The sequence below is a fragment of the Acidovorax sp. genome (assembly GCF_046294525.1).
GTDB lineage: Bacteria > Pseudomonadota > Gammaproteobacteria > Burkholderiales > Burkholderiaceae_C > Acidovorax.
This window is the reverse complement of the sequence record NZ_JBKBKQ010000013.1, coordinates 18,696-38,145: the sequence shown is the minus strand read 5'-3', so window position 1 is coordinate 38,145 and position 19,450 is coordinate 18,696. Positions and strand designations below refer to the sequence as shown.

Genomic DNA, 19,450 nt, shown 5'->3' with positions numbered 1-19,450 from the left:
GGTTCCTCGAAGGCATGCGCGGCAGTTTAGGGGGCGCGTGGCGCAAACCATACGTTCACTTAGTTCCAAAAGTTAACGATTGTGGGCTGAGCTTCCCAGCGTCCCATCCGCCGATAGATTCGAGCCCTGCCTTCAGCCGCCACGGTCAGGGCGCGTCTTCGCACTCCCCTTGTCCACCTTTTTTTGCCGCCCCAAAAGGGCCTGGTGAGGTCGCGGCGTGGCTGAAATTTTCAGCAGTTCACATCAGGAGAATCTATGTTCAACCTTGTAGCGCGATGGCTTTCGCGCGGGCTTGCCGCGCGGAATCCCATACACCTCCATGAACGTGGTGCACACCCGTCCTTGTCCTGCTTGTCGTCGGCTCCTGCAGGCACTGCGGGGGGCCGTTCTGGCATGGCACGCCGGTTCCGCTGGCTGGCGCTGGCGGGCGGGCTGATCGCAGGCAATTTCCTCCTGGCCGGTACGGCCTCGGCACAGACCGATGTGTTGGTTAACCACAACGGTTTGTACGGCGGTGTGGACGCAGCCTTCGGCCCTGCGGGCGGCACCTTCACCTACCAGGCGCGGGTGCGCCACAACAGCGGGCCGACGGCCACCGGGGTGCTGCTCACCCAGCGGCTGCCTGTGGGGGGCGTGTTCAAGGGCTACTCCAGCAGCCCGGCGGGCATCACGTGCGCGCCTGTGCCTGCGCCCGACACGGTGCTGACCATGGCCAACAACACCCTGACCTGCAGTGTGGGCACGCTGGCCTCGGCAGACGGATTCAAGTGGGTGAACTTTGATGTGGTTCTGCCGGATGTGGGCACCAACTGGGAGGCCACGGCCAGCGCCACCCACTCTGGCACCGACCCCGATGCGGGCAACAACACCAACCTGCCGCGCAACTTCACCACCAACGCAGCGGCTGACCTGGGCGTCGAGCTTGTAGCCCCGGCCACGGTGGCCAACGGCGGCGCATTCAACTACACCATCAACACGGAGAATCTTGGCCCCAGCAGCATCCCTGGTGGCGGCCGCGTGGAGGTGACCTTCCAGATTCCCAACGGCGCCGTGATCACCGGCGTGCCCACGGGCGCGGGCTGGACCTGTACCCCAGGCACGGGCTACCCGCGCACCAGCGGCACGCTGGCGTGCACACGCCCCGGCGCGGTGGGCACGGGCGCGCTGCCCGCCATCACCGTGCCAGCCGCCGCCAACCAGAGCGGCAGCATTGCCGGCTCGGTCGCCATTGCGGGCTTCCAGACCAGCGGCACCGGCACCGCCGACCGCATGCCCGACGGTCAGAGCGCCAACAACGAAGACAACGCCGTGATCTCCGTGACCGGCGGCGACTTTGTGGACGTGTCGCTGCAAAAGACTGTGACCCCGTCCATCGTGGACGCGGACGCGAACACCAACGTCACCTACACCCTGACCCCGCGGCGGGAGGGCGGTAGTATTCAGCCCTACGGCATGGTGCTGACCGACGTGCTGCCCGCAGGAGTGACCTTTGTCGCGTTCTCGGCGGGCAACTCACCAGCCTGGGCATGCGGCCACAATGCGGGCACCATCACCTGCACGCACAGCAGCACGGCTGGCGCGCCCTACACCGGCGCCAACTTCGCGGCCATGCCGGCCGTGAGCTTCACTGCCACGGTCGCAGCCGGGGCTACCGGCACCGTGATTAATGTGGGCACGATCGACCTGCCCCCGGCGCTGGGCGAAGTCAACACCAGCAACAATGCGGACGACGTGAGCGTCACGCGCAGCGACACCGCGCAACTGCAGATCACCAAGACCGCGCCCACACGCCCGGTACAGGCCGGCCAGAACTTCACGTTCAACCTGGCCGTGCGCAACAACGGCCCCATGAACATCAACGCGGGCCAGGCTATCACCGTGACCGAAAACCCGGGCGCGGGGCTGACCATCGTCAACATGACCGTGGCCGACATGGTCAACTGGAACTGCTCGTCCGCCACCGTGTGCGACTACACAGGCGGCCTGGCCAACGGCGCCACGCTCAACGTCACAGTGACGGCCAACGTCACCGCCGCGGCCGGCACGCATGCCACCTTCAGCAACACCGCAGGCGCAGGCGTCACGGGCCGTGACAGCACGCCGGTGAGCAACGGCGCGACGGTGGTGGTCTCCAATGAGACTGCCGACGTGGGCATCGTCAAGACTGTCACCTCGCCGGTGGGGCCCATCGCCAGTGGCGATACGGTGAGCTACAACCTGCGCGTGACAAACAACAGTGCTGCCACAACGGTGACGGGAATTACCGTCACCGACGTGCTCAACGGCCTGGTGCGTCAGGATGAAGGTGGCACCGTGGACACGCCCACCGTGGGCTCGCCCCGCTATCCGGGCGGCGGCTTTGTGTCTGCCACGCCCGGCGCGGGCGCGGTATGCCCTGCACCCACGGGTGGTGCCAACAGCGAGTCCCGCACGCTGACCTGCACCATCGCCACGCTGGCGCCCAGCGCCTCCGTGGATATCGCCGTGGTGATCCGCCCTAAGGTGGCCGCCAGCGGCACCTACAACAACACCGCCACCGCGCGCTCCAGCGATATCAACGACAACGATGGCAGCAACGACTCCAGCACCGTGGGTATCGCCGCCACCGCGCTGGTGGACCTGGTGGCCTTGAAGCAGGTGTCGCCCCTCACGGCAGCCGCAGGCGCGCCGCTGACCTTCCTGGCCACGGTGCGCAATGACGGGCCTTCGTCGGCGCAGGCCGTCACCATGGTCGATACGCTGCCTGCCAACGCCGTGGTGATCGGCACCCCTACCGTGTCTGACGGCGGTTCCTGCACCCTGGGCGGCGGCGCGGCCGCCACGCCCCGCACGGCGGGCGGCACGCTGAACTGCTCTTGGCCGGCCGCCGTGCCCAGCCGCGCGCAGCGCACCGTCACGTTCCAGATGCGGTCGCTGGGCGACCTGCCGGCCAACACCGTTGTGCACAACGAGATCACCGTGGCCACCACCACGCCCGAGCTGCGCACTGACAACAACAGCGCATCGGCAGACGCCACGCTCACGCGTGCCGAGCTCGACGTGACGCTGGGCATGAGCCACACCAACGACGGCCTGCTGGCCGGTGAAGGCACGCGCTACACGATCACAGTGACCAACGCGGGCCCTTCCTACGCCACCAACGTGGTCATGGTCGACACCTTCCCCACCAACCTGAGCCCCTCGGTGCCGTCCACGGCCACCTTCAGTTACCAGGGTGGCCTGTCGATTGGCGGTGCTGCCAGCTCCGTGACCGGGACCGTGGCCTGCACCCAGCCCGCCGTGGGAGCCACCAGCGGCCCGCTGCAGTGCACGATCCCGGTACTGCCACCGGGCGCAAGCGTGACGATCAGCTTCGACATGAACGCGCAGTCGCTGCCCGCCGGTGCCAGCACGGGCACCATCTACCACCGCGCCACGGTCACGCCGTTCGAGACGGAGTGGCTGAGTAACGGCAACGACGTGATCGTGAACAACACGACCACCGATCGGACGTCCATGAGCCTCACGGCCAACAACGTGGACCTGGGCATTACCAAGCAGGGCCCGGACGGCCCGGTGAATGCGGGCGACACGGTGGTGTACACGCTCACCGTGACCAACTACGGCCGGGCGGCCCAGTCCCCTGCTGGTGCGACGGTGACCGATGTGCTGCCCGCAGGACTGGATTTTGTGAGCGCATCGGCCGGCTGCAGCTACAACGCCGGAACGCGCACCGTGACTTGCAGCGTGCCCCAACTGGCGCAGAGTGCTGATGCCGTTTTCACCTTGACCACGCAGCTGGCGACGCCGTACACCGGCGCCCGCCCGCTGGTGAACGAGGCCACGGTGACGGTGGCCGGTGATGGCAACCCCGACAACAACACCGCGCGCAAGACCACCACACTGCCACCACCGCCGGGCGGCGTGGCCAGCATTCCGACGCTGTCGGAATGGGGTCTGATCCTGATGTCAGTGCTGCTGGGCCTGATGGCCTGGAGGCAGTCGGTGCTGGCGCGGCGCCGCTGAGGCCGCGGGGCCGCTCATGGCTCCCGGGCCAGCATGCCGTATGGGTGTGCTGGCCCTTTTGTTTTTGTGAAGGGAGACGGGTTGCCGATAATGCGCGCTTCGCCCGTGATTTTCGTGCTCCCGCCATTCCCGTCAAACCCACTGAGATAGCTTTCCCATGCTGCGGTTCTTCCTGTTGTTCGTGTTTCTGCAGCTTTCGCTGTTCGGCATCAACATGCTGGGCGTGGTGCAGCAGCACGTGGTGCTGCCCTGGACCGCGTTGCTGGCGCGCATCTGTGTGGGGCTCGTGACCTTGTTTGACTCCACCGCGGCCGCCGCCGGAAAAGTGCTGTGGAACACGGTGACCGGCTTCGGCGTGTCGATCGAGCCCGGCTGCAACGGTATCGAAGCCTGCATCGTGCTGTTTGCGGCGGTGATCGCCTTCCCATCGACCTGGCGGCACAAGCTGCTGGGGCTGGCCCTGGGGTTCGTGGCAGTGCAGGGGCTCAACGTGGTCCGGGTGATCAGCCTGTTCTACCTGGGCCAGTGGAACACCGCCGTGTTCAACTTTGCGCACGAGTACCTGTGGCAGGCACTCATCATGCTGGATGTGCTGATCGTGTGGCTGCTATGGGTGCGTGCGGGCAGCAAGGCGCAGGCGCGGTCCGAGCCGCCGCAGCCGCCTGACGAGCCGCCCGCTCCGCCACCACAACCGGTGCAGCCGGTGGCCCCGCGCGCCGCGCCTGCTGGCCCGCTGGTGAGTTCGTCGCTGGACCTGTCGCCGCCCGTGCGGCCTTCGGCCTGAGCGGCGCTCCTGGACTGAACGGAGTGCCCATGCGACGCCCTTCCGCATTGACGATTTTTGTGCTGTCCGCCTTTGGGTGGATCGTGGTTCTCACGCTGGCCTGGTCCCAGGTGTCGGCCTGGACTTCGTACCCGGTGGGGGTGCTGTCGCACATCGCACTGGAGCAGGGTGCACCCATGTGGGTGCGCCAGGTCCACCTCAAGCCCGGCGCCATGGAGGTGGACACCGCCATCGAGGTGCCAGTGGCCCAGGCTGGTGGCCAGCGCGGCGAGATCACCATCGAGGCCAGCCCGGGACGCTATGCATACGGCTTGCCGATTTTTCTGGCGCTGCTGCTGGCCGCGCGCGGCCCGGGGCGTATGGTGCGTGCGGTGGCGGGCTATGTGCTTCTGCTGCCGTTCCAGGCGCTTAGCCTGACCATGTATTCGCTCATGCAGATGCTGCTGGCCGCCCAGCTCAACCTGCGTGCGCTGCGCATCTCGCAATGGCAGATGGAGGCCATCGTCTACGGCTACCAGGTGGGTGCCCTGGTGCTGCCCACGCTGGTGCCCATCCTGCTGTGGCTGTGGCTGGACCGGCGGTTCGTGAACGATGTGCTGGTGCGCGGCTGGCGCGAGTCCTTGGCCACGCCGTAGGGAATCTAGGCACGCCGCGCTCCGGTGCGCGGGGCGCCGGACTCTCAGGCACCCATCTCCGCGTTCGCATCCACGCTCACCGGGTCCAACCGGTAGCCCAGCCCGTAGATGGCGGTGATGATGTAGCCGTTGGCGGGAGTGAGTTCGAGCTTGCTGCGCAGGCGCGAGATGTGGGTGTCCAGTGACCGCGACGGCGCTTCGGCGTTGTCGCCCCACACCACTTCGCGCAGATGCCCGCGGGACAGCAGGCGGCCCGGGTTGCGGAACATGAAAAGGGCGAGCTCGTATTCGCGGTTCTTCAGCTCCACCGCTTGGCCGTGCAGGTACAGCGCTCGCTGTTCGCCATCGAAGCAGTAGGCCCCGAACACCAGGCGCGTGCCCAGAGCCTCTGGATAGGCGCGGCGCAGCAGCGCCGTTACGCGGGCCACCAGCTCGCCCATGCGCAGCGGTTTGGTCATGAAGTCGTCCGCGCCGCGGGTCAGGGCCTCAATCACGTCGCGTTCGTCCTGGCGGCGGGTGATGAACAGAATGGGCAACTGCAGGCCGTGCAGCTGCCGCACCGACTGAACCACCTCCGTCCCCTCCATGTCCGGCAGGTGCCAGTCCACGATCAAGAGGTCAAAGGTCTCCTGCTGCACGTCCTTGAGCAAACTCGCACCGTCCGCGTAGGTGTGGCAGACGTGCTGGTGGTGCTCCAGCGCGCCTTTGATCAGGTCCAGCAGGATCGGGTCGTCGTCAAGAACTGCAATGCGCATGGTGGTGGTCAATGCCGGGGCGGCGGTACGCCGGACGGCGTGCTTCAAACGGGTTTTCCTCGGGGTGCGAGGTCCCTGATCTTGCCCGACATCGGTGGCCCGCGCCTTGGTGTTGACAATCGTTTGCATTGGTTCCGGGGGAGGGCTACGCTTGCGCATCACTGTTCTCCATCATGCCGAAAGTGGGGCTTCCTGCATCGCCTCGATCTGCTCGATAAGCATGTCCACCTGCCCGCGCCAGTAGTCGCTGCTGCCAAACCACGGGAAGTTGGCTGGGAAGATTGGATCTTGCCAGCGGCGTGCGAGCCAGGCGCTGTAGTGGATGAGGCGCAGCGTGCGAAGCGGCTCAATCAGCGCGAGCTCGCGGCGGTCAAAGCTGCGGAACTGCTCGTAGCCGTCGATCAGCGCGCCGAGCTGGTGGGTGCGTTGGCGGCGGTCGCCCGACAGCAGCATCCACAGGTCCTGCACGGCCGGGCCCATGCGCGCGTCGTCCAGGTCCACAAAGTGCGGGCCACCGCGGCCCCATTCGTCGAGCGGTGTCCACAGGATGTTGCCGGGGTGGCAGTCGCCGTGCAGGCGGATGGTGGTGGAATTTTTCAAGCCAAATTGGCCTCCAGCGCTTGATGGGTAAGCGCTGGCAGCTATCAAATCAAGAGCTATATCGCATTGCGCCTTCCAGGTGGCCTGCATGTCGAGCGGAATGATCTCGTTCATCAGCAGCCAGTCGCGCGATGCGGTGCCAAAGGTCTCCAGGTCCAGCGTGGGCCGGTGCACAAACGGCTGGGCCGCGCCCACGGTGTGGATGCGGGCCAGAAAGCGGCCGATCCATTCGAGCACCTCGAAGTCGTCGAGCTCAGGCTGGCGCCCGCCGCGCCAGGGGCTGACGGAAAACGCAAAACCGTCGTGCTGGTGCAGGGTGGCGCCGTTCAGCCCCAGCGGGCCCACGGCGGGCACTTCGGCGGCCATCAGCTCGGCGGCAAAGGCGTGTTCTTCGAGGATCTGCGCCTCGCTCCAGCGGCCCGGGCGGTAGAACTTGGTCACCACCCGCTCGCCGTCTTCCAGCGTGACCTGGTACACCCGGTTTTCGTAGGACGACAGGGCCATGAGGCGGCCGTCGCCGTACAGGCCCACGCTGGCCAGCGCGTCCAGCACGTGATCGGGGGTGAGGCGGGCGTAGGGGTGTTCGTCGTTCGAGGTGTTGGCAGAGGTGTCGGAGGGCAATGGGGTCATGCCCCATTGTCGCCGCGGCGCCCTTGGCGGCCGGGCATGGCGTTTCAGCCCGGCAGCATCGTCGCGACATGACCGGCGCGCGGGTCGCCGCTGCCCGCCAGCACGCTCGCAAACAGCGCCTGCGTGGCCTGGGGCCCTGTATGGTGCTGCACCACCAGCCAGGGCTGCGGCCCGGCCGACACGGCGGTGCTGAACTGCTTCCACGCCGCCACCAGGCGCTCGTTCAGGCCCTGAGCGCCCCAGTCGGTGTTGCGCTTCTTGACCTGGGCGGGGGCGAAGAACATCACCGGGCGTGGGCCGGGCAACTGGCCTGCGCCGCCCAGGTCCTGCACGTGGCTGGCGCCCACCGAGCAGCTGTAGGCCAGGCCCGTGAAGTGGGCGTGGATGCGCTGGCGCAGGCCCACGCTGCCCGCAAAGTCGATGTACACGCTGGGCGTGGCACCGTCGATGCTGTCCAGTGCGTCGTAGGTAACCACGCGGCTGTAGCAGCCCAGGCTTTCGCAAAAGGCCACATTGCCGGGCGAGGTGAGGCCGATGACCTCGATGCCTTCGCGCTGCGCGAGCTGGAACGCGGTGCCGTAGGCGGTTTTGCTCGACGCGCTGGACAGCAGCATGCGCCGAGCGCCAAAGAACTGCTGGTCGGCCAGAAAGTCGTCGATGAGCCACGAGGTGATGAACAGCGGCCGCAGCAGTGCCTGTACGTCCTCGTTGTCGGCGCGGTACAGCCCGTCGGTGCTGGTGCGCAGGTAGTGGTTGTAGACCGCATGCAGGCCCGCGCGGTGGGGGGCGCCGTCGCTGAAGCCCGTGGGGTTGACGCGCTGGGGCGAAAGCACCGCCTGGTCGGCCATGGGCCAGTAGCCGTAGAGGCGTTCGCCCACGGCCACCTCGGGGTGCAAGGACTCGATCACCTTGCCAAAGCCCCACACGGGCACGATGCCCCAGCCGACCTCCCCAGTGGGGAAGAACTGCCAGTAGTTCAGCATGTCGCCCAGCGCGGCGTAGGTGATGTTGTTGGCCGTGAGGGCGAACGACTCGACCCGCACGCGCACCTGGCCGCTTTCCAGCGGGGTGTCATCGGTGGTCAACAGGCGGGTGGTGGCCAGCTGGTCCTGGCGCACGAGTAGGGTGGTGGTGCTCATGCTGCGACGCTAAACGAAACGGCCCGCAGGCTCAACACCTGCGGGCCGCCTGTGCGACACGGTCTGGGTCTATTACGCAGAGCGCGCGGGTTTGTCCAGCGCCAGCACCAGGCCCAGCGCAATGATCGCGGGCAGCGCCTGGCTGAAGAAGATCTTGGGCGCTGCGGTGGCGGCGCCAAACACCCCGGCCACGATCACGCAGGCCAGGAAGAAGATCTTGAACACCCGGTTGCCGGTGAACAGCCCAAAGAGCAGACCGGCCGCCAGAAAGCCGTTGTACAGCCCCTGGTTGGCCGCCAGCGTGGTGGTGGCGTCTGCGAACTCTTGGGTCAGGTTGAAGGTTTTCATGCCCAGGGGCTTGTTCCAGAAGAACATTTCGAGCACGAGGATGTACACATGCTCGATGGCCACCAGGGCCACCGCGATGCGGGGAAGCAACTGGCGGCCCATGGCTTACACCAGCGTGATGGTCACGTCGATGTTGCCGCGCGTGGCGTTGGAGTAGGGGCAGACCTGGTGGGCTGCGTCCACCAGCTTCTGGGCGGTTTCCTTGTCCAGGCCGGGCAGGCTGATGGCCAGGCGCGCGGCGATGCCGTAGGCGTTCGGGATGGGGCCCAGGTCGACTTCAGCGTCGATGGAAACGTCTTGGGGCACGGGAATGCCGATCTTGCCACCCACAGCCTTCATCGCGCCGATGAAGCAGGCTGCGTAGCCGGAGGCAAACAGCTGCTCGGGGTTGGTGCCGGTGCCGGACGTGCCGGGCGAGGACAGCTTGACTTCCAGGCGGCCGTCATCGGTCTTGGCGGCGCCATCGCGGCCACCGGTCACGTGCGACTTGGCGGTGTACAGGACTTTTTCGAGCTTGGTCATGGTGTCTTCCTTGCGGTTGTTGCCCACTGGCGGGCGGTGGAGGGAATCGGTTCTTGCGTTGTCTGCAGGCCGTCAGCGTTGCTCGCTGAGCCGGTCCCGCAGTTGCTTGAGTTCGGAGGTCAGGGCCGTCAGCTCGGCAATCGAGCACTGGCTGCTTTGCAGCACACAGGGCGGAATGGCCTCGGCCTGGTCACGCAGCGCACGGCCCTCGGCGGTAAGGGTGATGCGCACGCGGCGCTCGTCCTGCACATCCCGCAGACGGGCGATCTGGCCCTGGGCCTCCAGGCGCTTGAGCAGCGGCGTGAGCGTGCCGGAGTCCAGGAACAGGCGCTCGCCCAGCTCGGATACGGTGACGCCGTCCTGCTCCCACAACACCAGCATCACGAGGTACTGGGGGTAGGTGAGGCCGATGCGGTCGAGCAGCGGCTTGTACAGCTTGGTCATCGCGAGGGAGGCAGAGTACAGCGCAAAGCAGACCTGGTTGTCCAGCCGCAGGATGGCGGGGCTGGGAGTGGTGGGGGTGCTGTGGCTGGGCATGGGGTGAATTGTGGGCGCAAATTCAATTGTGCACAATTGAATTGTGAAAAACTTTGTTAACGCAGGGGATTGTGTCGGTGGGGGAGCGGCGCTGCGCCATCGGTGCTATTCGCGCGCTCCGCATGTGCATACGGGAGCGCTGGGTCCACGCCCCGTTCGAGGGAATCTGCTATCAATAGCAGAGCTGCCAGCGCAATATTTATGAGCGCTGGTGGCCGATTGGGCTTAATTTGGCAAGTGGCGGTTCAGACGCCAACGAACCATCAGTCCATCACCGCCTGCTGAACTGCGCGGGACGTCGCTCGACAAACGCGCGCACGCCTTCGGCCGCATCCTCGCTGTTGGCCAGTTGCTTTTGCACCGGGATGAAGTCCGCCACCGCAGCCGCCTGGCCTTGTTCGATGGCCTTGAGCACATTCAGGCGCGTGGCCACCACCGCGCGCGGCGCCTGGGTGGCAATGCGCTGGGCAATCGCCAATGCCTCGTCCAGTTCCTGGCCAGCCGGCACCACTTTCTGCACAAAGTTCAGGCGGTACGCCTCGGCGCTGCCGAACTCGTCGGCAGTCAGCAAGTGCAGCAGCGCGTTGCCCGTGCCCGCGCGCTCGGCCATGCGCAGCGTGGCACCGCCCGTGGCCATGATGCCGCGCTGCACTTCCATCTGCGAGAAACGGCAGTTGTCAGCCGCCACCACGATGTCGGCGCCCAGCATCAGCTCGATGCCCACGGTGAAACAGATGCCCTTGACGGCCACGACCATGGGCTTGGTGCGGCGCCGGTAGCCGGGCAGGCCGTAGTCGTGGGGCTCCACCAAGCCTTCAGGGATGGCTTTCTCGCCGCGCTGCATGTAGGCGCTCACGGCCGGCAGGTCCAGCCCGGCGGTGAAGTGGTCGCCAAACGCGTGCAGCACACCGACGCGCAGGGCGGGGTCGTCATCGAGGCGGGTGTAGGCCTCGGCAAGCTGGCGGAACATCGGCGGCGTCCAGCCATTGCGTTTGGCAGGCCGGTTGATGCCGATCAGCAGCACATGGCCGATGACTTGGGTGTCGATGTTGCCCTCGGGCGGGGGCGTGATGGGGGTGATGTTTGTCATGGGCGCAGGTCTCCTGGCCCATGATTGAAAACGCAATGGAAACTGCGCGCCGTCCCGCGAGGGACAGCGCGCTGACGGCCGTCAGTAGGTGTAGACGCCCTGGCCTGTTTTGCGGCCCAGGCGGCCTGCGGCCACCATTTCCTTGAGCAGCGGACAGGGGCGGTACTTGCTGTCGCCAAACTCGGTCAGGTACACGTCCATCACGGCCAGGCACACATCCAGGCCGATCATGTCCGCCAGCGCCAGTGGGCCGATGGGCTGGTTGCAGCCCAGCTTCATGCCCGCATCGATGTCCTCGGGCGTGGCCAGGCCTTCCGCCAACACAAAGAACGCTTCATTGATCATGGGCACCAGGATGCGGTTGACCACAAAGCCGGGCGCGTTCTTCACGGTGATGGGGCTCTTGCCCAGGGCCTCGGCCAGGGCCTTCACGGCGTCGTGCGTGGCATCGCTGGTCTGCAGGCCACGGATGATCTCCACCAGCGCCATCATGGGCACGGGGTTGAAGAAGTGCATGCCGATGAAGCGGTCGGCGCGGTTGGTGGCTGCTGCGAGCTTGGTGATGGAGATGGATGAGGTGTTCGAGGCAACGATCACCTCAGGCGCCACGATGGCATCCACCTGCTTCAGGATCTTGAGCTTGAGCTCGTAGTTCTCGGTGGCGGCTTCGATCACGAGCTGCGCGGCCTTCAGGTCGTCGTAGCTGGTCGAGGTCTTGATGCGGGCGAGCGCGGCGGCCTTGTCGGCCTCGGTGATCCTTTCCTTCTTGATCAGGCGGTCCAGGCTGCCGGCCACGGTGGCCAGGCCCTTTTGCACTGCAGCATCCGAAATATCGACCATCACCACGTTGATGCCCGACACCGCGCAGGCCTGCGCAATGCCATTGCCCATGGTGCCCGCGCCGATGATGCCTACGGTCTGAATCGTCATATAGAGAGCCCTCTTCAAAGTGAAACGGATGGGCAGGATGGTAAGCCGAATCGCACGGTCGTTCGGTTATCGTGGCCCCGGCCGCCTTGCGAAGGGGCGCAGGAGACACCACAGCATGTTCGACTACATCATCATCGGCGGCGGCTCGGCGGGCTGCGTGCTGGCCGGCCGACTGAGCGCAGACCCCGCCGTGCGCGTGTGCCTGCTGGAGGCCGGCCCGGCCGACAGCAGCGTGCTCATCCACTGCCCTGCAGCGCTGGCCGTGATGGCCAAGTTCGAGCTGAACGGCTGGGGCTTTAACACCACGCCGCAGGCGGCGCTGAACAACCGGCGCGGCTACCAGCCACGCGGCAAGGTGCTGGGGGGCTCCAGCTCCATCAACGCCATGGTCTACATCCGGGGCCAGCATGCCGACTACGACCATTGGGCCGCAGAGGGCAACCCGGGCTGGGGCTGGGAGGACGTGAAGCCGTATTTCCTGAAAGCCGAGCACAACGAGCGCGGCGCCGACGCCTGGCACGGGCAGGGCGGGCCTTTCAACGTGGCGGACCTGCGCTCGCCCAACCGCTTCAGCCACCACTTCACCGAAGCGGGTGTGCAGGCGGGGTATCCGCACAACACCGACTTCAACGGTGCCACGCAGGAAGGCGTGGGCCTGTACCAGGTCACGCACAAGAACGGCGAGCGCCACAGCGCGGCCAAGGGCTACCTCACGCCGCACTTTGCGCGCTCCAACCTGCAGGTCATCACCGGTGCCCACGCCACGCGCATCCTGTTCGAGGGCACGCGCGCCGTGGGTGTCGAATACCGTCAGGGCGGTGCCTTGAAGCAGGTGCGTGCGGGGCGCGAAGTGCTGCTGAGTGCGGGCGCACTGTTGTCGCCGCAGCTGCTGATGTTGTCGGGCGTGGGGCCTGCCGCACACTTGCAGCAACACGGCATCCCGGTGCTGCATGACCTGCCCGGCGTGGGCCAGCATCTGCACGACCATCCCGACGTAGTGCAGGTGCTGGACGCTCCCGATCTGAAGGACCTGTTTGGCCTGTCGCTGTCTGGCATGGTGCAGACGCTGCGCGGCATTGTCGAATGGCGCAAGCACCGCACCGGCATGTTGACCACCAACTTTGCCGAGGCGGGGGGCTTCCTCAAGAGCGACCCATCCGAGTCAGAACCCGACCTGCAGCTGCACTTTGTGATCGGCAAGCTGGTGGACCACGGGCGCAAGACCGTGTTTGGCCACGGCTACTCGGCCCATGTGTGCCTGCTGCAGCCCAAGAGCCGGGGCTCGGTCACGCTGGCCAGCCGCGACCCCATGGCCTTGCCCTTGGTGGACCCGAACTTTCTGGCCGACCCTGACGACATGGCGCGCATGGTGCGCGGCTTCAAGCAGACCCGCGCCATCCTGTCGCAACCAGCGCTCGCGAAGTTCGGCGCCAAGGAGCTGGCGGCCTCGGCCAATGCGCGCACCGATGCCGAGATCGAGCAGTTCATCCGCCAGTACGCCGACACCATCTACCACCCCGTGGGTACCTGCCGCATGGGGCCTGGGCCGCTGGATGTGGTGGATGCCGAACTGCGTGTGCATGGCCTCGCGGGCCTGCGCGTGGTGGATGCATCCATCATGCCGCGCATCGTGAGCGGCAACACCAACGCGCCCACGGTGATGATTGCGGAGAAGGCGGTGGACCTGCTGCGTGCGCGGGTGTGAAGGAATTCACGTTTGCGGCGCTGAACGCGATTTTTAAGGTTCGCAGAAGGTCTGCTTAAGGAGTTTTTAACAGGCAAAACGGCCGCGCGTTCCTAGACTTCTTTTCATGGAAGCGGGTGCATGGTGCACCCGGCCCGGCACCCCTCAAAGCAGGGTGTCGAGAGGCCCCACGAGGCCATGAAAGAAGCACATGAAGATTGATGCCCGCGAAATTGCCGCACTGACCCAAGCCCAACCCGCTGCGCCCCGCATGGACATGTACGCCAGCATCCACAAGGCGCTGCGCGCCTTCATGGCCGACACGCTGCTGGGCCTAGGCCGCATGGATGTGGACGACGACCTGGAGTTTGCCCAGACCTGCGACCGCGTGATGCAGCTGCTGGACCTGTGCCGCGCGCACCTGCACCACGAGAACCAGTTTGTGCACGCAGCCATGGAGGCGCGCCAGCCCGGCTCCAGCCAGAGCATTGCCGGTGAACATCTGGAGCACGAACAGGCCATCGTCGCTTTGGCAGACGGCGTGAACCACCTGATGGCCTGCGCCAAGCCCGCACGCCCAGCCGCCACCCTGGCCCTGTACCGCCAGCTGGCGCTGTTTGTGGCGCACAACTTCGAGCACATGCACGAGGAAGAGACTGCGCACAACCGCGTGCTCTGGCAGTGCTACACCGACGCGGAACTGGCGGGCGTGCACGATGCGCTGGTGGCCTCGATCCCCCCGCACGAAATGATGTTGGTCGCCCGCTGGATGGTGCCCTACATGTCGCCGGTCGAGCGCTCGGCCATGCTGTCGGACATGCAACAGCATGCGCCCGCCCCCGTGCTGGCCGCAGTGCTGGCGCAGGTGCAGCCGCACCTCACGCAGCCCGAGTGGACCAAGCTCATGCGCAGCCTGGGCCTGCCGGTGGTGCCGGGTCTGGTGCACTGACTTTGAGAAATCAGTGGCGTGAAGGCGTCAGGCGTCTTCCAGCACCACAGGGCGCAGCACGCACAGCCGAAAACGCCCGCGCCCCGTTTTTTCGATGTGGATGTGTGGGCAGTTCTCTTGCAGGCGGCGCTGCAGCAACAGCAGGCGGGCTTCCAGGTTGTCGGCCACATCGGGCAGGCGCAGGGCGGGGTCCAGCCGCAGTTCGCGGTTGGTGAAGTCCACGCGCCCGGTGTGCTGGTGGTCGCGCAGCAGCTTCCACACGATGGCGCCCGCCACGCCCTTGATCAGGTAGTTGTCGTTGATGAAAACGCTGTCGTTGGCCGCAAAGTGGCGCACCCGCAGTGCGCTGCCGCTCACCGGCGGTGCCGCCGTCGGAGCAGGCAGCGGCTCGGGCGCATCGGGCGCGGCCTGCAGCAGGTCGATGGCCGCGGCCAGCTGGCCCGCAATGGCCACCAGCAGGTCCTCATCCTCAAAGCCAAAGCGCATGTCCTCGGGGCTCTCGGCAAACAGCACGCCCAGCAGGCGCCCGGCCGACAGCAGCGGCACTGCCACCTGGCTGTGCGGCTCTGGCAGGCCGGGGTAGGGGATGTCCATGCCGCGCAGCGGGGGCGCATCAGGCGCGGCATGCGCGTCCATGCTCTCGCGGATGGCGTGGCTGTACAGGGCAGCGTGCGTCATGTGGCTGATGCGCACCGGCGTGCGCTCGCGCGCGGCCATGCCGATCACCCCTTGGCCCAGCCGGATCTCGGAGCCCACACCCGACGTGGCGTAGCCGCAGCTGGCCACCGTATAGAGCTGCTGGGCGCTGGCGTCCAGCATCAGCACCATGGCGTGCTGGATGCCCAGCTTGTCCTGCAGACCCTGCAGCGCGCCTTGCAGCAATTCGTCCAGCCCCGTGCAGCGCGCGATGCCTTCGCTGCACAGACGCAGCGTGTGCAGCAGCCCGGAGCGTGGCGCGGGTGCCGGCAGGCCTTCGCCCGCCACCGATTCGATGCGCTCCACGGCGTAGATGTCGGCGCCCTTGAGCTCAAACACCTCGGCCATGCCCGAATACGACGCAATGCCCGCCAGCTGCGCGCGCATGCTCTCGAACACCGGGCCGCTGTCCTCGGTGCGTTCGTACAGCAGGTGCAGGCGGTAGAAGTGGGCAGTGAGCGGGTCCAGCACCAGCACGGACGCACGCGGATTGCGCAGGATGTTCTGGCGGGTCTTGTTGAAGAACTGGAACGACAGCGCCACATGCGCCGCATCCACATAGACCACCTGCGAGATGTAGGCCACGTTGGGCGTGCCGTCGGGGTCGCAGGTCGCCATGATGGCGGGAATCGCACCCTCCAGGCAGGGGCGGATGCTGTGCAGGGACGGCGCTGCGGTGCTCATGGCTGCGGCGTAGGTGGTGACGGTGATGTGGGTGGCGAACACAACTCCGCACCTGCGCGCGGGCCCGGCGTCTGGTCGAACGCGCTGGTGGGCGTGAAGCTCACGGCCACCACATCCTGCAGCGGCGCTGCCAGCATGGCCGCTACATACTGCGGCCCGTAGCCGACCTGGCCCACCTCCTGCACCATGGACTGCAGGTAGGCCTGCAACACGGGCACGTCGCCGTCATGGGCCGGGCGCTGCGTGGTCCGGCGGGCCTTGAGCTGCAGCGTCTGGTGGGTGGACGGCACGCTGAACACCACGGCAATCTCTCCAGTGTGCGCAATGTCCTGCAGCAATTGTTCAGACTGGCTGCTCCGCAGGTACACCGTGACCTCCTGCCCATCGTCGCTGATGTGGCTGCCCACGGCCCGCATGATGCTCGGCCGCAGGGCCGCGTCGCGTGACGCCACGATGGCCGACACGCCCTTGGCCACCATGGCGATATGGCTGGGGCCGAGCAGCGCGGTCATGCCTTGAAGCGCTTGCGGGTCAGGGCCAGAGCCACCCAGAAGGCCACCACGGTGGTCACCACCAGCACCAGGCCGTGGCGCAAGGGGTGGGCGGGCCACTGGTCCATGAACAGCGGGCGTACCAGCTCGACCGCGTTGGTCAGCGGCAGCCAGTCGGAGATGGTACGCACGATGGGGGGCAACTGCTCGCGCGGGAAGAAAACGCCCGAGAGAAACATCATGGGCGTGAGCACCAGCGTGAAGTAGTAGGTGAAAAAGTCATACCCCTTGGCCAGCGCATTGAAGATGAGCGCAATGCTGGAGAACATGATGCCCACGAACAGCAGCACCGGCCAGGCCACCAGCAGCTTAGGGCTGTGGCTGATCCCCAGGGCCAGCATCACACCCAGGATGGCCGTCACGGTGAACAGCGCCTTGAACGCCGCCCACAGCATCTCGGCCAGCACCACGTCGTCCAGGCTCACCGGCGCGTTCATGATGCCGTCCCAAGTCTTTTGCACGTGCATGCGCGAGAAGGCCGAGTACAGCGCCTCAAAGCTGGCCGCGTTCATGGCGCTCATGCAGATCGATCCGCTGGCCAGGAACAGGATGTAGGGCACCTTGGTGTCACCCGCCGCGCCGCCCACGTTCACCTGCCCCACCAGGGCCCCCATGCCGTAGCCAAAGGCCACCAGCCACATCAGCGGCTCGGCAATATTGCCCACCAGGCTGGGGATGGCCAGCTTGCGCCAGACCAGCAGGTTGCGCAGGAACACGGGCCACCAGCGCACGGACAGGCTGGGCGGGCGCCACACCGACGGCGGGGGCGGGGCCACAGAGGCCACGGAGGACGGGGTCACGGTTTGCATTCGCTTATTGTGCGGTGTTAGCGGGCGGGCGCACAGTCCCCGATGTGTTCCTGCCCGCCCGCTGGGCACGTCCATTGCTTGGGTGCTGCCATGCCCACCCATGTCCTGAACCTGCCTGCCGGTGCCAGCGCCCTCTGGCAGAACCGCCTCGGGCTGCTGCTGGAGTCCACGGGCGAGGGGGTGTTTGGCATTGATCTGGCGGGCAACTGCGTGTTCATCAACCGGGCGGGCGCGCAGATGCTGGGCTTTGCGGCCGATGAGGTGATGGGGCGCAACATGCACGCGCTCACCCACCACAGCCACCCCGACGGCAGCCCGTATGCGGATGGCGACTGCCCCATCTTCAACGCGTTCCGCCAGGGCCTGCCCTGCCGGGTGGACACCGAGGTGTTTTGGCGCCGCGATGGCTCGGCGTTTGCCGTGGAGTATTCGAGCCACCCCATCCAGGAGGGCGATCAGGTGCACGGCGCCGTGATTGCGTTTGTGGACATCACCAGCCGCAAACGCGCCGCCGACGAGCTGCAGCGCGCGCACGATGAGTTGGCTCGCGCCAATGACGAGCTGGAGCGCCGAGTGGCCGCGCGCACACAAGAGCTGTCGCAGGCGCTGGCGCAGCTGCGCGAGCTGTCCGCCTACTCGGAGCAGGTGCGCGAAGACGAACGCACCCGCATCGCCCGCGAGGTGCACGACGAGCTGGGCAGCCTGCTGGTGGCGCTGAAGATGGATGTCAACTGGCTGCACAAGCGCCTGGGCGAGCAGGGCGAGCGCACGCCCGAGGCCGCTGGGGACATGCGCACGCAGATGCGCTGCAAGTGCCAGAACATGAGCCGCCTGATCGAAAACGCGGTGGACAACGTGGGCCGCATCATCACCGACCTGCGCCCCAGCATCCTGGACCACCAGGGGCTATGGGCGGCGCTGGAGTGGCAGGCACAGGAGTTCGTGCAGTCGGCCGAACTGGAGCTGGCGTGGCAGATGGAGGTGCCTGCCACCTTGCACTTGCCCGAGCCTGCAGCCATCGCTGTGTTCCGCATCTTCCAGGAGATGCTGAGCAATGTGGGCCGTCACGCGCAGGCCAGCGCCATCGACATTGCCATCGACGTGCAGGACGAGATGCTGCAACTGCGCGTGCGCGACAACGGCGTGGGCGCCACCCGCCAGGCGCTGGAGGCGCCCACCGCCTATGGGGTGATGGGCATGCGCGAACGGGCGCGGCAGCTGGGCGGCCAGCTGAGCATCACCAGCGAGCCGGGGCAGGGCTCGTGCCTGCAATTGCTGATTCCTCTGGAGCTGTCATGAATTCCGTGGTTCGCGTATTGATCGGGGATGACCACCGCATCGTGCGGGAGGGGCTCAAGCAGGTGCTGGGCGACCCCGCCAACGGTGCGCCCGAGATCACCGTGGTGGCTGAAGCCACCCAGGGCAGCGAGGTGCTGGAGCAGGTTACTGCGCTGCAGGGGCGCACGGGAGCACCCGGGCTGGACCTGGTACTGCTGGACATCGCCATGCCGGGCATGGATGGCCTCGAAGTGCTGCAGGCGCTGCGCAAGGCCTGGCCCGCGCTGCCGGTGCTGATGCTCAGCACCTACCCCGAGCGGCAGTACGCGGTGCGCTGCATCCAGATGGGCGCAGCGGGCTACTTGCACAAAAGCGCCGACCCCGACGACATGGTGGCCGCCGTGCGCAAGGTGGCGGCGGGCGGCCGCTACCTGACCGAGGCCACGGCGCAAGCCCTGGCGGGCGCCGTGGAGCGCACCGGGGTGGTGCGCGCCGCCCAGCAGGGCGCGCCCGCTGGAGTAGACGCGCTCTCCTATCGAGAGCATCAGGTGTTCCGTCTGCTCACGGCCGGGCAGAGCGTGAGCGAAATTGGTGCGCAGCTCAAGCTCGCGCCCAACACGGTGAGCACCTACCGCGCCCGCATCCTCGAAAAGACCGGCGCGCGCAATGACGTGGAGCTGGCGCTGCTGGCGCGCGGCGCGCCTGCCGAGTGATTTGCGGGCGCTGCATGCCCGATTTGTAGTGCTGGCCCTACACGCTGTAGACACCACACCCACGAATTCATGACAGCGGGCCGGCACCGGCAAAAACTGGCCCGCGCTTTG

At 66.7% G+C, this 19,450-nt stretch carries 18 protein-coding genes; 7 read left to right on the top strand and 11 right to left on the bottom strand.

Translation table 11 applies throughout. The features are described from left to right. The first annotated feature begins 393 nt into the window (after positions 1–393). The 3 genes from ACK4HJ_RS13335 to ACK4HJ_RS13325 all read left to right on the top strand — a co-directional run bounded on the left by ACK4HJ_RS13335 (position 394) and on the right by ACK4HJ_RS13325 (position 5,424). Positions 394–4,005, top strand: a complete 3,612-nt coding sequence (locus ACK4HJ_RS13335; protein ID WP_409832264.1) for an IPTL-CTERM sorting domain-containing protein — start codon at positions 394–396, stop codon at positions 4,003–4,005. A gap of 157 nt (positions 4,006–4,162) precedes the next feature. After that, positions 4,163–4,789, top strand: coding sequence for an exosortase H (gene xrtH, locus ACK4HJ_RS13330; RefSeq protein WP_044397649.1), 627 nt, complete (start codon positions 4,163–4,165; stop codon positions 4,787–4,789). Positions 4,790–4,818: 29 nt separating this feature from the next. After that, entirely contained in the window at positions 4,819–5,424 is a 606-nt protein-coding gene (locus tag ACK4HJ_RS13325) for an exosortase H-associated membrane protein (protein ID WP_409832261.1), read from the top strand. 44 nt (positions 5,425–5,468) lie between these two features. Here the strand turns inward: ACK4HJ_RS13325 and ACK4HJ_RS13320 are convergent, their stop codons facing one another. From ACK4HJ_RS13320 to ACK4HJ_RS13285, 8 genes are all read right to left on the bottom strand, one after another. Beyond that, complete coding sequence (locus ACK4HJ_RS13320; protein ID WP_409832461.1) at positions 5,469–6,179, bottom strand: response regulator transcription factor; 711 nt, start codon at positions 6,177–6,179, stop codon at positions 5,469–5,471. 171 nt (positions 6,180–6,350) lie between these two features. After that, complete coding sequence (locus tag ACK4HJ_RS13315; protein ID WP_409832259.1) at positions 6,351–7,409, bottom strand: serine/threonine protein kinase; 1,059 nt, start codon at positions 7,407–7,409, stop codon at positions 6,351–6,353. 44 nt (positions 7,410–7,453) lie between these two features. After that, the gene (locus ACK4HJ_RS13310) at positions 7,454–8,548 is read right to left on the bottom strand and encodes a DUF2855 family protein (RefSeq protein ID WP_409832256.1); all 1,095 of its coding nucleotides are present in this window, start codon (positions 8,546–8,548) and stop codon (positions 7,454–7,456) included. A 72-nt stretch (positions 8,549–8,620) separates the two neighbouring features. After that, positions 8,621–8,998, bottom strand: a complete 378-nt coding sequence (locus ACK4HJ_RS13305; protein WP_409832255.1) for a DUF1304 domain-containing protein — start codon at positions 8,996–8,998, stop codon at positions 8,621–8,623. 3 nt (positions 8,999–9,001) lie between these two features. Next, a complete protein-coding gene (locus ACK4HJ_RS13300) occupies positions 9,002–9,418 on the bottom strand; it encodes an organic hydroperoxide resistance protein (protein WP_142148831.1) in 417 nt (138 codons plus the stop codon). A gap of 72 nt (positions 9,419–9,490) precedes the next feature. Continuing rightward, positions 9,491–9,955: a MarR family winged helix-turn-helix transcriptional regulator gene (locus tag ACK4HJ_RS13295; protein WP_409832252.1), complete on the bottom strand. Its 465-nt coding sequence runs from the start codon at positions 9,953–9,955 to the stop codon at positions 9,491–9,493. Between the two features lie 271 nt (positions 9,956–10,226). After that, positions 10,227–11,045 carry a crotonase/enoyl-CoA hydratase family protein gene (locus tag ACK4HJ_RS13290; RefSeq protein ID WP_409832250.1) on the bottom strand — a complete coding sequence of 273 codons (819 nt, stop codon included), beginning with the start codon at positions 11,043–11,045 and terminating at the stop codon, positions 10,227–10,229. Between the two features lie 81 nt (positions 11,046–11,126). After that, the gene (locus ACK4HJ_RS13285; RefSeq protein WP_409832247.1) at positions 11,127–11,975 is read right to left on the bottom strand and encodes a 3-hydroxybutyryl-CoA dehydrogenase; all 849 of its coding nucleotides are present in this window, start codon (positions 11,973–11,975) and stop codon (positions 11,127–11,129) included. Positions 11,976–12,090: 115 nt separating this feature from the next. On the opposite strand from ACK4HJ_RS13285, the gene ACK4HJ_RS13280 reads away from it, so the two are divergent. Both ACK4HJ_RS13280 and ACK4HJ_RS13275 read left to right on the top strand, forming a co-directional pair. Further along, positions 12,091–13,680, top strand: a complete 1,590-nt coding sequence (locus tag ACK4HJ_RS13280; RefSeq protein ID WP_409832244.1) for a GMC family oxidoreductase — start codon at positions 12,091–12,093, stop codon at positions 13,678–13,680. A 190-nt stretch (positions 13,681–13,870) separates the two neighbouring features. Further along, the gene (locus tag ACK4HJ_RS13275) at positions 13,871–14,608 is read left to right on the top strand and encodes a hypothetical protein (RefSeq protein ID WP_409832241.1); all 738 of its coding nucleotides are present in this window, start codon (positions 13,871–13,873) and stop codon (positions 14,606–14,608) included. 27 nt (positions 14,609–14,635) lie between these two features. Here the strand turns inward: ACK4HJ_RS13275 and ACK4HJ_RS13270 are convergent, their stop codons facing one another. Genes ACK4HJ_RS13270 through ACK4HJ_RS13260 form a run of 3 tightly spaced genes read right to left on the bottom strand, consistent with a single transcriptional unit; the run spans position 14,636 to position 17,348 of the window. Further along, a complete protein-coding gene (locus ACK4HJ_RS13270) occupies positions 14,636–15,988 on the bottom strand; it encodes a GAF domain-containing protein (protein ID WP_409832458.1) in 1,353 nt (450 codons plus the stop codon). Continuing rightward, positions 15,985–16,500, bottom strand: a complete 516-nt coding sequence (locus ACK4HJ_RS13265; RefSeq protein ID WP_409832239.1) for a hypothetical protein — start codon at positions 16,498–16,500, stop codon at positions 15,985–15,987. Before ACK4HJ_RS13265 ends, ACK4HJ_RS13270 begins: the two co-directional genes overlap by 4 nt. Next, the gene (locus ACK4HJ_RS13260) at positions 16,497–17,348 is read right to left on the bottom strand and encodes an ABC transporter permease (RefSeq protein ID WP_409832236.1); all 852 of its coding nucleotides are present in this window, start codon (positions 17,346–17,348) and stop codon (positions 16,497–16,499) included. Before ACK4HJ_RS13260 ends, ACK4HJ_RS13265 begins: the two co-directional genes overlap by 4 nt. Before the next feature lie 90 nt (positions 17,349–17,438). Here ACK4HJ_RS13260 and ACK4HJ_RS13255 point away from each other — a divergent pair, with 90 nt between their 5' ends. Together ACK4HJ_RS13255 and ACK4HJ_RS13250 are read left to right on the top strand one after the other, a co-directional pair. Then, positions 17,439–18,647 carry a PAS domain S-box protein gene (locus tag ACK4HJ_RS13255; RefSeq protein ID WP_409832234.1) on the top strand — a complete coding sequence of 403 codons (1,209 nt, stop codon included), beginning with the start codon at positions 17,439–17,441 and terminating at the stop codon, positions 18,645–18,647. Continuing rightward, positions 18,644–19,339 (top strand): response regulator transcription factor, encoded by a 696-nt coding sequence (locus tag ACK4HJ_RS13250; protein ID WP_066783585.1) that lies wholly within the window; start codon positions 18,644–18,646, stop codon positions 19,337–19,339. The genes ACK4HJ_RS13255 and ACK4HJ_RS13250 overlap by 4 nt, the downstream gene beginning before the upstream one ends. Positions 19,340–19,450: the final 111 nt, after the last annotated feature.